Origin of the sequence: Kushneria sinocarnis (assembly GCF_003633775.1) — a bacterium.
In the GTDB taxonomy this organism is placed as follows: domain Bacteria; phylum Pseudomonadota; class Gammaproteobacteria; order Pseudomonadales; family Halomonadaceae; genus Kushneria; species Kushneria sinocarnis.
Map to the genome: position 1 here is coordinate 150,902 of NZ_RBIN01000009.1, position 14,954 is coordinate 165,855.

Here is a 14,954-nt window from a genome sequence, read left to right on the forward strand (position 1 = left end):
GGCCGGTTCTGCATGGTAATGAGGCTGTCTTGAGCGATACCGCAACCGATGCCCGGCAACAGTTGCAGCTGCTGCGCGAGCAGCTCTCCCGGGCCACCCTGAGCGTTGCCCATGAGCAGGGCAGTCGCCTTGAACGGCTGGAGGCGCGTGTGCGTCGCGGGCAGCCGGTTGATCGGGCGATCAGTGACATGGAGGCGCGACTCGAGCGGGCCGTCTCCACGGTCGAGACCCGTCTGGCTCAGCCGCTGAGCTACCACTATCCGGCGGAGCTGCCGGTGGTTGAAAAGCGCGAGGAGATCAGTCGCGCGATTGCCGAGCACCAGGTCGTGGTGGTGGCCGGTGAGACCGGCTCCGGCAAGACCACCCAGCTGCCCAAGCTCTGTCTTGAACAGGGGCTGGGCGCGCGCGGTCTGGTCGGCCATACCCAGCCGCGGCGACTGGCGGCGCGCTCGGTGGCCACCCGGCTGGCGGAAGAGATGGAAGCGCCGCTGGGCGGTGCCATCGGCTACCAGGTGCGCTTTACCGATCAGACCGCCGAGCAGACCCGGGTCAAGCTGATGACCGATGGTATCCTGCTGGCGGAGACCCGGCAGGATCCGGACCTGCTCCGCTATGAGACCATCATCATCGACGAGGCGCACGAGCGCAGCCTCAATATCGATTTCCTGCTGGGCTATCTGCGCCGGCTGCTCGATCGTCGACCCGATCTGAAGCTGATCATTACCTCGGCCACCATCGATGTCGACCGCTTTGCCCGTCATTTCGGACGTGAAGACGAAAGCGGCGAGGTGCAGCCGGCCCCGGTGGTCGAGGTGTCGGGGCGGGCCTATCCGGTCGAAACCCGCTATCGGCCGCTGGTGCGCCAGGAGAGTGACGAGGAAGACCTGACGCTGCAGGAAGGCATCCTGCAGGCCGTCGAGGAAGTGACGGCCATCGAGCGCGAACAGCGGTGGTTTACCGGGCCACGGGATGTCCTGATCTTTCTGCCGGGGGAGCGCGAGATTCGCGAAACCGCCGACACCCTGCGTCGCGCCCAGCTGCGCGATACCGAGGTGCTGCCACTCTACGCCCGACTCTCCAACGCCGAGCAGAACCGGGTGTTCGCTTCACATACCGGCCGGCGCATCGTGCTGGCCACCAACGTGGCCGAAACCTCGCTGACCGTTCCCGGCATTCGCTATGTCATCGATCCCGGGCTGGTACGTATCAGTCGCTACAGCTATCGCTCCAAGGTGCAGCGCCTGCCGATCGAGCCGATCAGCCAGGCGAGCGCCGATCAGCGCCGCGGTCGTTGCGGCCGGGTGGCGGAAGGGGTCTGTATCCGGCTCTACAGCGAGGAGGATTATCTCTCGCGGCCGGCCTATACCGAGCCCGAGATCCAGCGGACCAATCTCGCTTCGGTGATTCTTTCCATGCTGTCGCTGAAGCTGGGCGACATCAACAGCTTCCCCTTCATCGATCCGCCGGACGGGCGCTTCGTCAAGGATGGTTTCCGGCTGTTGTTCGAGCTTGGTGCGGTGGATGAGCGCAATCGTCTGACCCGCAGCGGTCAGCGGCTCTCGCGGCTGCCGATCGACCCCCGGCTGGGCCGTATGGTACTGGCCGGGGCGGAGTATGGCAGTCTCGCCGAGACCCTGATCGTGGTCAGTGCCCTGTCGATCCAGGACCCGCGAGAGCGTCCGGCAGACAAGCGCGAGGCGGCCGATCAGGCGCATCGCCAGTGGCTGGACAAGGACTCCGATTTCGCTGCCTGGATCAATCTGTGGCGGGGGTTCGAAGCCAAACGGGAAGAGCTTTCCGGCAATCAGCTCAGACGCTGGTGCCGTGATCAGTTTCTCAACTATCTGCGGCTGCGCGAGTGGCAGGATACCTATCGCCAGCTGCGCCAGCTGGCCCGTGAACTCGAGCTGGAGCCCAACAGCGAGCCGGCGGACATGGCCCGGCTGCATCAGGCGCTGTTGAGCGGCCTGCTTTCCAATCTCGGCCTGCTCAACGAGCAGCGCGAATATCTCGGTGCCCGCAGTCGCAAGTTCCTGATCCATCCGGCCTCGGGGCTGGCCAGGCGGTCACCGAAATGGGTCATGGCCGGCGAGCTGGTGGAAACCAGCCGACTGTTTGCCCGTGAAGTCGCGGCGATCAAGCCGGAGTGGATCGAGCCGCTGGCCGGGCATCTGGTCAAGCGCAGTGTCAGTGAGCCGCACTGGGAAATGAAACGCGGCCAGGTGGTCGCCTTCGAGCAGGTTACCCTGTTCGGGCTGCCCATCGTGGCACGGCGCAAGGTGCATTACGGCCCGATTGCACCGCAGGAAGCGCGTGACATCTTCATTCGCAGCGCGCTGGTGGAAGGCCAGTTCTCCACCAGGGGCGAATTCTTCGAGCACAACCGGGCGCTGATCGACGAACTCGAGGACCTCGAGGATCGGGCCCGCAAGCGCGACATTCTGGTAGACGAGGAAACCCTGGTCGATTTCTACGATCAGCGCCTGCCGGAAGACATCTACACGGTGAAGGGTTTCGAGCGCTGGCGTGCACAGGCTGAGCGGGATGAGCCGCGGCTGCTGTTCCTTGACCGGGCAACCCTGCTGGCACGCGAAGCCAGTGAAGTAACCGTCGAGCAGTATCCCGATGAGCTCGAGCTGGGGACACCCGGTATCGGCAGCCGGCGCTATCCGCTCGCCTATCACTTTGCCCCCGGCGCCGAGGATGACGGGGTTACGCTGACCGTGCCGGCGGCAATGCTGTCGACCCTGCCGCGCGAACGCCTGGAGTGGCTGGTACCGGGACTGCGACGTGACAAGGCGATTGCCCTGATGAAGTCGCTGCCCAAGCAGTACCGCCGGCAGGTGGTGCCGATTCCGGACTGGGTGGATGCAGCGCTGGAGACGCTGACGCCGGATGATACCCCACTGCATGTGGCACTGGGTGAGTTCATGCGGCGGCGTACCGGCATTCGTCTGCCGGCAGAGGCCTGGCAGCCCGAACAGCTGCCCGATCATCTGCACATGAACATTCGGGTGGTGGACCATGAAGGGTACACCCTTGGGCAGGGGCGTGATCTCGATGCGCTGATCGAGCGCTTCGAGGCCGATGCCCGCGCCGGGGCCCGGGCGATGGCCGGAGACGAGCTCTCCCGCAGTGGTCTGGAGGAATTTCCAAGCGGGGCACTGCCGGAATCGCACGTGCGTGATCAGGCCGGCATCCGGGTCGAGGCCTGGCCGGCACTGACCGATGAGGGCGACAGCCTGGGGGTGGCGCTGTTCGATCATCCCGACAAGGCGCACTATCAGCATCGTCACGGGATCAAGCGGCTGGCCATGCGGCGGCTGCCCGATCAGGTGCGCTGGCTGTCACGCGACATTCCCGGCCTCGAGCGCAGCGTACTGCTGTTTGCCAACATCGGATCGCGTCGCGACCTAGTCGATGATTTTGTGGCAGCGGTATTTCTGGAGGTGTTTGCCTTTGATCCACTGCCTCGTGATGCCGACGCCTTCGAGGCGCGGCTCGATGCCGAACGCGGTCGCATCGGCGAAGTCGGTGAAACCCTGCTGACGCGGGTCGAGCGTGCCCTGGAGGCCCATCTGCGGGTCGCGAAACTGCTCAAGGGGCGGGTAAGCTTCAACCTGGCGCGTAGCTGGTCGGACGTGAAAAGCCAGATGCAGAGGCTGGTTCATCCCGGTTTCATCAGCACGGCCGAGGAGTGGCTCAGGCACTATCCTCGTTACATGGAAGCCGCGGAAATCCGTCTCGAGAAGGCGCCACGCGAGCCACGTCGTGATCAGCTGTCGATGGATGAGGTCAATGCCCTGCAGACCCGGCTGGATGAGCGCCGGGCACGCCAGGAGAGTGCTGGCGTGAGTGCCCCGGAGCTGGAAGACTTCGGCTGGTGGCTGGAAGAGCTGCGGGTATCGCTGTTTGCCCAGCAGCTGGGCACGCTGGCGCCGGTATCGGTGCAGCGTCTGGAGCGGCGCTGGCAGGAGATCGTGTCGACCTGAACCCATGATTGAACCTGAAGCCTGTGGCAGGGATGTCGCGTCTCGGCCCTGTACAGCACTGCCGAATGGGCAGACAATGCCGCGCATGTCCGAAGCATGGCGCAAGAGGGTCATCCGCCCGATGATGCTGCAGGTGTCATCCGGTTGGCCGGACCGTTTTGCAGAGGGTGGCCTTCGGCAACAACACATGCATGTCACACCGTCTTCGCGGCGGTAACTGATGGAATTGGTCAAGGTGAACGAATGAAAGCATGGAGTACACTGGCAGGCACGCTGGTAGCCACGAGCATGCTGGCGGGCTGTGCCGGCAATCAGACCCAGGGAAGCGGTAACCCGGCTGATCCGTGGGAGGGATTCAACCGCGGCGTATTTGCCTTCAACGACACGCTCGACCGTTATGCGCTCAAGCCGGTGGCCCAGGGGTATGATTACGTGACCCCGACCCCGGTGCAGCAGGGCGTGGGCAACTTCTTCGGCAACCTCGGCGACGTGGGCAACACGTTCAACAGCCTGCTGCAGGGCAAGCTGACGAATGCCGGCACTTCCACGGCGCGGTTCCTGCTGAACTCCACGCTGGGGCTGGGGGGACTGCTCGATCCGGCCTCGCGGATGGGGATCGAACGCCACGAAGAGGATTTCGGTCAGACCTTGGCCAGCTGGGGAGTGGGGCAGGGGCCCTATCTGGTACTGCCCTTCCTGGGGCCGAGCACCGTGCGTGCGACTGCGGGCCTGCCGGTGGACTGGTACAGCGACCCGGTCACCTATCTCGAGGATGACAAGGTGCGCTGGGGGCTGCGCGGCCTGGACCTGATCGACACCCGGGCAGGTTATCTCGACCAGGAGCAGCTGATTCATGGGGACCGTTACAGCTTTATCCGCGATACCTATCTGCAGCGGCGTCAGTATCTGCTCAACGACGGCAGGCCGGGCCAGGATCCCTTCGCCGAAGGGGATATCGATTTCGATGACAGCGATTTCGAAGGCAGCGGTTCCGGCAGCCAGTAATCCGCCCGACCGCCGTGCGTGGTCGGAGGAGCGCTCATGTACCCCCGTACGCCACTGATCGGCCTGGCTGACTGCCGTCATGACCGCGGCCAGCAGCTCGCCGAGGCGCTCGAGCGTCTCGGCGAGTGCAGGGTGTGTGTGGTTGATCCGTTTGGCTCATTGCCCGAGCAGCTTGATGTACTGGTAATGGACAGTGCCACCTTCGGCCACGATCGGTGGGCGGCACTGGCGGATCGGCTGCCCACGGTGGTGATTGCCGAGCAGCGCGACCATGATGCCGTACTGGCGGCCGTGGAGGCCGGAGTCATCGATTACATGGTCGAGCCGATGAAGCATGTAAAACTGCTGCATCGGCTGCTGCTGCGGGCTCTGCACGAGCGCCGCCGATGCCAGGCGGCTGCGCACGAACGGGATCGACTGGAGCATCTCAACGAGCAGCTGGAAACGCATCTGACCGTCCTGCGCGAGGATCTGCAGGCCGGTGGTCAGATCCAGCGTCGCTTTCTGCCGCCTCCCGGGCAGGAACTCAATGGTGTGACAGCGGACTACTGGATGGCGCCATCGCTCTACGTTTCGGGTGATTTCCTGGACTATCAGGCGCATGGCGAGCGCTATACAATGGTTTGCTTTGCCGATATTGCAGGTCACGGCGCATCATCGGCACTGGTAACGGTGCTGCTCAAGGCGCTCTTCCAGCGCTGGCTGTCACGCTGGAATGCGCGCTCACCGGAAAACCTGCCCCCCCGCTGGCTGGCACGCCTCAATCGGGAGCTGCTGGGGCTGGGTGTCGGCAAGCATGCTGCCATCTTCGTGGGCGTGATCGACCGTGACACCCGCATGCTGCACTATTCGCTGGGTGCCCAGCTGCCGAAACCGCTGCTGAAGACGGCGCAGGGTGCCTGGTTGCTGCCCGGAGAAGGGCCGGCGGTCGGGCTGTTTCCCGACATCGAATATCCGGCACTGCAGTGTGCGCTGCCTGAAAGCTTTTCGCTGTGGCTGTGCAGCGATGGGGTGCTGGACTGTCTGCCCGGCGAGAGGCTGGATGAACGACTCGAAGCGCTGTGTCATCGCATCGGCGAGGTCGATACGATCGCCGAACTCAGGACATCGCTGGCACTGGCCGATGCGCTGCCCGATGATCTCTCATTTCTGACACTAACCGGTTTCCGGCATGAATGAAGGACGCATCCAGGCTGCTTTCGAAGAGGGCACCTTCGTGCTGAAGCTCTCGGGCGATGTGCGCCTGACGCTGTGCGCGACGCTGGACCAGCAGGTCGAGCCGCTGGCCGAACTGCCGGGACTGGAGCGGGTGATCGTTGACCTGCGCGAAGTCATCAACATGGATTCCACCGCGCTGGGCTTTCTGGCCAAGATCGCGCTGGCGGTTCGCGAACGTCTGCCCAACCAGCCGCTGGTCGTGGTTGAGCATCCGGACGTGCTGCAGATGCTCGAGGTGATGGGGTTTCAGCACTACGTCACCATTGTTGAAGCGCCCGGACCGGAGCCGGATCGCTTCGATGAGCTGCCGACCATGGAGTCGGGCGAGGAGGAGCTGCGGGCCAGGATTCTGGAAGCGCACCGTACCCTCATGCAGATGAGTGAGCATAACCGGCTGGAATTCCAGCCGCTGGTCGAGTTGCTGGAATCCCAGCACCAGAATCATTGAACCTGCCACGCCCGGTTTCTGGCCGCCGTTGCGCGGCAGTCGTGGTCTGAATACTGTCTGGAGGTGATCTTGTCATCGATCGGGGCGAGACGACTGGCGCTGCTGGTGGCTGCCAACACGGCGCTGGCACCGTTTGCCATCGATGCCTATCTGCCTGCGCTGCCGCGTATTGCCGAGCATGTCGGATCCAATGTGCATCTGGCCGAGCTCTCACTGAGCGTCTTCCTGCTGGGTATCGCGCTGGGGCAGTTGATCTTCGGCCCGCTCTCCGACCGGGTTGGGCGGTGGCCGATCCTGGTGGGCGGCATTGGCGTGTTCGTGCTCAGCAGTGTGGCGATTACCGCGGTACAGGACATCCATGCCCTGTGGGCGCTGCGTTTCGTGCAGGCACTGGGCGGCGGGGCCTGTGTGGTCAATTCGCCGGCCATTGTACGTGACTGCTTTTCGGGTCGGGAAGCGGCCCGGGTGCTCTCCACCATGGTCATGATCCTGATGCTGGCGCCCCTGGCGGCGCCCACGCTGGGCAGTTTCCTGCTGCATCTGTTCGACTGGTGGGCGATCTTTGTCTTTCTGGCCCTCTACGGCTGCCTGCTGCTGCTGCTGATCCTGCGCTTTCTGCCGGAAACACGGCGTGTTGAATCGAAACCGGCCGGCCTGCGTCAGGTACTGCGCAACTATCGCACCGTGCTGACCCATCGCGAAGCACTGGGCTATATCGCAGCCGTGGCCTTCTCCTTTGCCGGCATGTTCTCGTTCATTACCAATTCGCCCTATGTCTACATGGGCTATTATGGTGTCTCCTCGACCATCTATCCGCTGTTGTTCGGGGCGAACATCATCATCATGGCGAGTTCCAACCGGATCAACATCCGCTTGCTGGCACGCTATTCGCCGCGCCAGCTGTTGCGGGCCGGCCTGGCCATTCAGCTCTGTGCCGGACTGACCCTGGTGGCAGTCATCGCGGCCGGGCTGGATGCCATCCCGGTGGTCGTGACGCTGATCGTGCTGTTCGTGGGGGTCAACGGATTGATCACGCCCAATGCCGTATCGTCGATGCTCGATCACTTCCCCGGCATGAGCGCGACGGCCAACGCCGTGCTGGGCAGTCTCCAGTTCACGGCCGGTGGGGTGGCCGGCGCAGTGGTCAGCGGCCTGCAGATTGCCAGCGTCTGGCCGATGGTCATCGGCATGGTGGGGGCCAGCATCATGGCCAATCTGCTGGTGCGGGCGCTGGCCGGCTCCAGTACCGTGGCGGGACATCGTTCGTCAACCTGAGACGGCTTTGCGCCATTCATTTCCGACGCTTGCCGGAGGCGGTCCATGGACGAACACGAACCCGGTTCGATACGTCAGCACTTCCCCTATCATGTGGTGCTGACCATCGCCTCGCTGATGATCATCATCGGCGGCCTGAAACTGGGGGCGACCCTGATCGTGCCGGTTCTGCTGGCACTGTTCATAGCCGTGCTCTGCGCGCGACCGGTGAACTGGCTGCATGAACGCGGGCTGGGCATCAATACCTCGGTCTGCTGTGTCATCATCACCATGCTGATTGCACTGGCGGCCTTTTCGATGCTGATCGTGACCCGCATGAGCGAGTTCAGTTCGGCCCTGCCCGAGCTGGAGCAGGCCCTGCACGAGCACTATTCGGGGCTGGTCAGCTGGGTGGCAGGACTGGGGCTGCCGATCGATGCCGGAAGCATGTCAAAGCTGTTCGATCCGGCCTCGGCGGCCCGCATGGTGCCGCTGCTGCTGGGGGGGATCGGCAATGCACTGACCAATATCGTGGTCATCTTCATCCTGATCCTGTTCACTCTTTACGAGACCCTGGATTTTCCCAACAAGCTGGCGCTGGCCATCAACCGCCCCGATGCCAGCCTGCGCCGCTTTACCCAGTTCTCCGTCACGCTACAGCGCTATCTGCTGGTCAAGACCGTGATCAGCCTGGTGACCGGCGTACTGGTGTCACTGTCGTGTCTGCTGCTGGGAGTAAAGTTCGGGCTGCTGTGGGGTGTGCTGGCTTTCGTGCTGAATTACATTCCCAATATCGGTTCGATTCTGGCGGCGATTCCGGCAGTACTGCTGACCATGGCCATGCCCGGCGGTGGCGAGTTTCAGGCACTGCTGCTGGCAGGCGCCTATGTGGCCATCAACTTCGTGCTGGGTAATCTGATCGAGCCGCGAGTGATGGGGCAGACGCTGGGCATGTCGACGCTGGTCGCCTTCATGTCGCTGGTGTTCTGGGGATGGGTCTTCGGCCCGGTAGGCATGTTCCTGTCAGTGCCACTGACCATGTCGCTGAAGATCGCCCTCGACAGTCATCCGGATACACGCTGGCTTTCGATCATGCTGGGGCCGACCAGTCGCCGGCGCCACCGCAGCCGGTCGGAAACCCGCAAGCCGGTGGAGTAGCAGCGGCCAGCTGTCTGCACCTGCCAAAAGGAAGGGGCCCGCCCTGGCCAGGCGGGCCCCTCTGGTGTCGCAGGATCCCCGAGCGGGATCAGGCGTTCTGATCGATGAACTGTACCAGCTGGGTCTTGGACTGGGCACCGACCAGCGAGGCCACCTTGTTGCCGGACTTGAACATCATGACCGTCGGTACGCCGCGTACGCCCTGCTCGGCAGCGATGTCCTGGGCATCATCAACATTGATGCTGACCACCTTGACCTGATCGGCCTTTTCTTCGGCCACTTCCTCGACCACCGGCGCCATCATCTTGCAGGGACCGCACCAGGGGGCCCAGAACTTCAGCAGTACCGGCTTGTCGGATTGCGCCACTTCCTGGTCAAAGTTGGCACTGGTGACATCGACATTATTTGCCATTTCGTTCTCCAATCGTTGCGACTGCTGATGCAGTGATGCGTTGATGTTAGCGGGCCAGCCGATGGCAGGCAAATACAGCGCCGTGATATCGATCATTGAGCTCATCAATGGAACCGCCACGGCTAGAAGAAGGCATAGCGGACGCCCATGAACAGCAGCAGCAGGGTCAGTGCGCCGCGCAGCAGGCGGTCGGGCATGAAGCGGGTCAGCCAGGCGCCGAGATGGATGGCCGGAATCGAGCCGATCAGCAGGGCGGCCAGCAGCATGAAGTCGACATTGCCCAGCAGCAGATGACCGAAACCGGCGATCAGGGTCAGGGGGACTGCATGGGCGATATCGGTGCCCACGATACGTCCTGATCTGAAGGCCGGGTAGAGCAGCATCAGCACGGCGGTACCGAAAACGCCGGCTCCGACCGAAGAGAGCGTGACGCAGACGCCCAGCACCAGACCGGCCAGCAGGGTCAGCTCACGCCGATAGCGCGTCGCCCAGTCGCTGCGCCGGTAGGCAAGCTGCTGCAGGGGCGCGCGGAAGATGACCAGTCCGGCCGTGACGATCAGCATGACGCCGAGCGTACCGGTGATCAGATCACTGTACCCGTGGGCGCCATCGAACAGCAGGTTCAGCAGGACCAGCGTCACGATGGCCGCCGGGACACTGGTGGTGGCCAGCCGACCGACGATGGACCACTCCACGTGCCCCTGACGATGATGACTGAAGACGCCGCTGGCCTTGGTAATGGCCGCATAGAGCAGGTCGGTCCCGACGGCGATGTGTGCCGGGAAGCCGAACATCAGCAGCAGGGGGGTCATCAGCGATCCGCCGCCGATGCCCGAGAGGCCCACGGCAACACCGACGCCGGCGCCGGCACAGATGTACAACAGGAAATTCAGCCACTCCATGACGCATTATCCTTGTGAACCCGGGGTTCATGAATGGGTTGCACTGTAAGCTTGTTCGTATATTCCAGGAAGGAATGATTGTTCATTATTTTATCGCTTGATAGCATTAAAAAAATGGCGTCGCCAGGGGCGTCGATCGGTTGAGCGACCAGGGAGGTGGGCATCTTGAAGCTGCAGCAGCTGCGTTACATCTGGGAAGTTTCCAGACACAACCTCAACGTATCCGCCACTGCCCAGAGCCTGTTTACCTCCCAGCCCGGTATATCCAAGCAGATCCGCCTGCTCGAGGATGAATTGGGCATCGAAATCTTTGCGCGCAGCGGCAAGCATCTGACCCGGGTCACGCCGGCCGGACAGGCCATCATCGATCTGGCGGGACAGGTATTGCGCACGGTCGACAATATCCGTCACGTGGCCCAGGAGCACAGCGATGAGCGTCGTGGCAGCCTGTCGATTGCCACGACGCATACCCAGGCGCGCTATGCCCTGCCGCCGGTCATCCACGACTTTACCCAGCGCTATCCCGATGTGGCGCTGCACATGCAGCAGGGCACGCCGCGCCAGATTGCCCAGATGGTGTGTGAAGGCCAGGCCGATTTCGCCATCTGCACCGAGTCGCTGGAACTCTTCAATGATCTGGTGCTGCTGCCGTGCTACCGCTGGAACCGCTGTGTGCTGGTGCCCCGTGACCATCCGCTGGCCGGGATCGAGCACCTCTCCCTGGAGGGCCTGTCACGCTATCCGCTGGTGACCTATACCCAGGGCTTTACCGGACGCTCACGGCTCGATGAAGCCTTCCGCAGACAGGGTCTGACGCCCAATGTGGTGCTGACCGCTGCCGATGCCGATGTCATCAAGACCTATGTCCGCCTCGGACTGGGCGTGGGACTTGTTGCGCACATGGCCGTGGACCCGGTAATGGATTACGATCTGATTCCCATCGATGCCGGCCACTTGTTCGAAAGCTCGGTGACCCGCATCGGTATTCGGCGCGGCACCTTTCTGCGCAGCTACATGTTCGAATTCCTGCAGCGGCTGGCCTCGCACCTCGATCGGGATACGGTCGAGGCCGCCATGGTCGCCGGACCACACGGTGAGCAGGCCCTCTTCGAACATGTCGAACTGCCGGTGCTTTAAGCCCGGAGCCCGCCGAGGCGACCGCCCCGGGCGAGTCCGTCAGTGCTGTAGGTGCAGGCCGCACTCACGGTTGGCTTCCCCCTTGGTCGGATCGGCATAGTCGAAGTTGTTGGGCAGATCATGGGCGACCAGGTAGTCGTACAGATCCTTGCTGGACCAGTGCAGCAGCGGCGCCACCTTGAGAATGCCGTCCTGATTACGGCTGACCGGCTGCATGCCGGCGCGATTGTCGGTATCGCTGGCGCGCAGGGCGGTAAACCAGACCCCGGGATTCATCTCGCGCAATGCCCGTTCGAAGGGCTCGAGCTTGACCTCATGGGTAAAGGCTTCATGACGCGGATCATCGAGTGCCGGTGTCGGGCCCTCGACGGCCTCCCGGTGCGCCCGCGAACGCAATGGCAGATAGATGATGCGGTTGAGTCCCAGCTGCCCGGTAACGGCATCGGCGAACTCGTAGGTCGCCGGCGTGTTGTAGCCGGTGTCCATCCACACGATCGGCAGATCCGGCTGCAGGCGGGTCACCATGTGCAGGATGACGGCCTCGAAGGGCCGAAAGTTGGTCGTGCAGATGGCTGGCAGGTCCTGGGACAGCGCCCACTTCACCAGGCCTTCGGCATCATGGCCGAGCTCCCGGTTGGCGGTTTCGACATCAATGGACATCGCGATCTCCATGGGTGAATGGGAACAGTTCCCGAATGGTGTGCTAACCTGGCAAAAAACGCGGCGTGGGACCAATAGCTGGAAGTTTGAAGCTTAGCGCCGAATGCATGGTGCCGGGCAGGGCGGGGTTTGGCGCTTCCGCGACGCTGTTTCCCGGGGTTTGATGAACGGGCTTGCCGTCGGCTGCTTCCGGTTCAGTCCGGCGTCGACAGTGCGCTCATCAGTCTGCCGACCTTGGCATCAATCTCGTCGAACTCTTCCTGCTCACTGGAGTCGGCAACCAGCCCCCCGCCGCCCCAGAGATAGAGCCGGTCATGGTCGAGCACGGCGGTGCGGATCATGATCGAGCTGTCGAGCCGGCCGCGCACATCGACATAGCCCAGGCTGCCGCACCAGGCGCTGCGGCGTACCGGCTCGAGCGTCTCGATCAGGGTCATGGCCTGATGCTTGGGTGCCCCGGTGATGGAGCCGCCGGGGAAGGCGGCCATCAGGGCATCGAGCGGGTGATGACCGCTCGCCAGTTCACTCTCGATGACGCTGACCAGATGATGCACATTGGCGTAGCTTTCGAGGCTCGCCAGGGCCGGTACCCGCACACTGCCGGGGCGACTGACTCGGCCGAGATCATTGCGCAGCAGGTCGACGATCATCACGTTCTCGGCAAGATCCTTGGGACTTGCCTGCAGTTCCCGCGCCAGCGTCGCATCTTCCGCCAGAGTGATTCCCCGGCGTCGCGTTCCCTTGATGGGACGGGTATGCAGACGGCTGCCATGGGCACTCAGAAAGCGTTCCGGTGAGACCGAAAGCAGGGCCTGCCGACCGCCGGTATGGGCATCATGCCACTGCCAGAAGCCGGCATAGGGCATCGGCGTGGTCTGGCGCAGCCGGCGATAGGCCTGCCATGGGTCTCCCTGATAGCGGGTGCTGAAGCGGCGCGCGAGATTGATCTGATAACAGTCGCCATGCTGCAGATGGTCCATGACCCGTCGAAACCGTTCTCCGTAGGCCTCGCGGGGCAGTTCGTCGACAAAGGGCGCCAGGGGATGAAAGGGCGGCGTCGGGGGTGGCGGGGTGGCAAGCCATGTGGCTACTTCATCGCGCCGGTCGTCATCGGCTATCAGCCAGCTTTCACGGCGCTGGTGATCCTGGATCAGGGCCCAGTCGTACAGTCCCAGCCGTGCCAGCGGCAAACCGATGTCATCCTCGGCATGAGCCGGCAGCTGTTCCAGCAATCGGGCGAAATCGTAGCCCCAGTAGCCGATCAGTCCTCCGGTAAAGGGCAGTTCGGTTTCCGGGGGCTGGATCTCCAGCCATGCCAGCAGCTCCTTTTGTGCCTGCAGGGGAGCGCTGGCGAGATCGGGCATGTCAGGGCAGTGCACCTCTCCCCGGCGGTCAACGCTCAGTATGGCCAGTGGGTCGCTGGAGAGGATGTCGTAGCGCCCGGAAGGGCTGTCGGGCTGTCCGCTGTCGAGCAGTATGGCTTCCGGCCGCTGGTGCAGCCGATGGAAATAGTCACCGGGGTCGGCATGGTAGGGGAGGGGGGTGATCGTCAGATGACGCATCATGGTGAAGCTCCGAAGCGGAAGAAACCCGTTGTTCCGACGAAGGGGGACCGTCAATGCAGCGCGCGAGCATAACACGGTTCACGGGGCCGCTCTGCACGCAGGCCTGTCCCGATGACCATGGTCATGGCCGATGGCACCCCCGGCAATGGCTGGTGGCTTGATTCCGGCCAACCATCGGGTATGGTGAAGCCAATTCAGCATTGTCGACACAGCTTGCATGAGCGATTCACAACCCCAGGGGAACGAGACTCTGCCACCGGAAGCCCGGACACTGGCGGAGCGGGTCTTTCAACAGCTGCAGGACGCCATCGTGCGTGGCGAACTGCCGGCGGGCACACGCATTACCGAGCCGGGCCTGGCGCAGGCCTATGGCATCTCACGGGGGCCGCTGCGCGAGGCGATGCGTCGTCTCGAGGTGCACCGTCTGATCGAGCGTGAGCCGCATGTCGGGGCACGGGTCGTGCGCCTGTCGATGCGTGAACTGCTCGAGCTCTTCGATGTGCGCGAGTCGCTGGAAAGCATGGCGGCGCGGCTGGCCGCACGCAACATGACCACGGAGGAAGTCGAGAGCCTGCGCAGTGTACTCGGCGCACATGAAAATCAGGCAGGACTCGATCAGGGCGAGGCCTACTATCAGCGGGAGGGGGATCTGGATTTTCACTATCTGATCGCCCGGGGCAGTCATAACCGCATGCTGATGAACATGCTCTGCGATGATCTCTATTATCTGGTCCGGCTCTATCGCACCCAGTACAGTGCCAGAGGAGCCAGACCGCAGCGTGCCTTCGTCGAACATCATCGTATCGTCGATGCGATCGCGGCCGGTGATGAAGAGCTGGCTGAAATGCTGATGCGTCGGCATATCACGGCAGCGCGCCAGACCGTGGCCGAGCGCTATGCCATGGCACTGGACGACGGTGACGGACGCGCCCCCATTTCCCGTCGTCGGATGAGCTGACGGGAGGCGGGGTCAGCGAACCGATCATCGACCAGAGTCGAATGGTCATGCAGGCGCCCGGGCGCTTTACTGGATGACGGGCGCGGGAAAACCGCTCATGCCGGAGTCGGAAAAACGCGCCCAAAACCCTCTCGAAATTTTTTCGACATCGGGGCTTGTCAGGTCCGTCAGCGAAGCGTAGAGTACGCATCCGCTGGCAACGGACAGGGCAACAGCCCACCGGGGCGGCAGCTGCAGACAGCTGA

Annotated in this window: 12 protein-coding genes; 8 read left to right on the forward strand and 4 right to left on the reverse strand. The window is 63.2% G+C overall.

Annotated elements, in window-relative coordinates; genetic code table 11:
- Window positions 1–29: 29 nt before the first annotated feature.
- The 6 genes from hrpA to C7446_RS14825 all read left to right on the forward strand — a co-directional run bounded on the left by hrpA (window position 30) and on the right by C7446_RS14825 (window position 9,075).
- The gene (gene hrpA, locus C7446_RS14800) at window positions 30–3,992 is read left to right on the forward strand and encodes an ATP-dependent RNA helicase HrpA (protein WP_121173892.1); all 3,963 of its coding nucleotides are present in this window, start codon (window positions 30–32) and stop codon (window positions 3,990–3,992) included.
- A 243-nt stretch (window positions 3,993–4,235) separates the two neighbouring features.
- Entirely contained in the window at window positions 4,236–4,997 is a 762-nt protein-coding gene (locus C7446_RS14805; RefSeq protein ID WP_121173893.1) for an MlaA family lipoprotein, read from the forward strand.
- Between the two features lie 36 nt (window positions 4,998–5,033).
- Window positions 5,034–6,176 carry a PP2C family protein-serine/threonine phosphatase gene (locus C7446_RS14810; RefSeq protein ID WP_121173894.1) on the forward strand — a complete coding sequence of 381 codons (1,143 nt, stop codon included), beginning with the start codon at window positions 5,034–5,036 and terminating at the stop codon, window positions 6,174–6,176.
- A complete protein-coding gene (locus C7446_RS14815; protein ID WP_121173895.1) occupies window positions 6,169–6,663 on the forward strand; it encodes an STAS domain-containing protein in 495 nt (164 codons plus the stop codon). The genes C7446_RS14810 and C7446_RS14815 overlap by 8 nt, the downstream gene beginning before the upstream one ends.
- Before the next feature lie 69 nt (window positions 6,664–6,732).
- Window positions 6,733–7,938, forward strand: a complete 1,206-nt coding sequence (locus C7446_RS14820; RefSeq protein ID WP_121173896.1) for a Bcr/CflA family multidrug efflux MFS transporter — start codon at window positions 6,733–6,735, stop codon at window positions 7,936–7,938.
- A gap of 45 nt (window positions 7,939–7,983) precedes the next feature.
- Window positions 7,984–9,075, forward strand: a complete 1,092-nt coding sequence (locus C7446_RS14825) for an AI-2E family transporter (protein ID WP_121173897.1) — start codon at window positions 7,984–7,986, stop codon at window positions 9,073–9,075.
- 88 nt (window positions 9,076–9,163) lie between these two features.
- Here the strand turns inward: C7446_RS14825 and trxA are convergent, their stop codons facing one another.
- Both trxA and C7446_RS14835 read right to left on the reverse strand, forming a co-directional pair.
- The gene (gene trxA / locus C7446_RS14830; RefSeq protein ID WP_121173908.1) at window positions 9,164–9,487 is read right to left on the reverse strand and encodes a thioredoxin; all 324 of its coding nucleotides are present in this window, start codon (window positions 9,485–9,487) and stop codon (window positions 9,164–9,166) included.
- Between the two features lie 122 nt (window positions 9,488–9,609).
- On the reverse strand, window positions 9,610–10,389 hold the full coding sequence (locus C7446_RS14835) for a sulfite exporter TauE/SafE family protein (RefSeq protein WP_342768384.1): 780 nt from the start codon (window positions 10,387–10,389) through the stop codon (window positions 9,610–9,612).
- Between the two features lie 165 nt (window positions 10,390–10,554).
- Here C7446_RS14835 and cysB point away from each other — a divergent pair, with 165 nt between their 5' ends.
- Window positions 10,555–11,526: an HTH-type transcriptional regulator CysB gene (gene cysB / locus C7446_RS14840; protein ID WP_121173898.1), complete on the forward strand. Its 972-nt coding sequence runs from the start codon at window positions 10,555–10,557 to the stop codon at window positions 11,524–11,526.
- Window positions 11,527–11,565: 39 nt separating this feature from the next.
- Here the strand turns inward: cysB and C7446_RS14845 are convergent, their stop codons facing one another.
- Both C7446_RS14845 and C7446_RS14850 read right to left on the reverse strand, forming a co-directional pair.
- Window positions 11,566–12,186, reverse strand: a complete 621-nt coding sequence (locus tag C7446_RS14845; RefSeq protein WP_170150106.1) for a phosphoadenosine phosphosulfate reductase domain-containing protein — start codon at window positions 12,184–12,186, stop codon at window positions 11,566–11,568.
- Window positions 12,187–12,380: 194 nt separating this feature from the next.
- Complete coding sequence (locus C7446_RS14850; RefSeq protein ID WP_121173900.1) at window positions 12,381–13,751, reverse strand: anthranilate synthase component I family protein; 1,371 nt, start codon at window positions 13,749–13,751, stop codon at window positions 12,381–12,383.
- Window positions 13,752–13,968: 217 nt separating this feature from the next.
- Here C7446_RS14850 and C7446_RS14855 point away from each other — a divergent pair, with 217 nt between their 5' ends.
- Complete coding sequence (locus C7446_RS14855) at window positions 13,969–14,709, forward strand: GntR family transcriptional regulator (protein ID WP_121173901.1); 741 nt, start codon at window positions 13,969–13,971, stop codon at window positions 14,707–14,709.
- The last annotated feature ends 245 nt before the right edge of the window (window positions 14,710–14,954 follow it).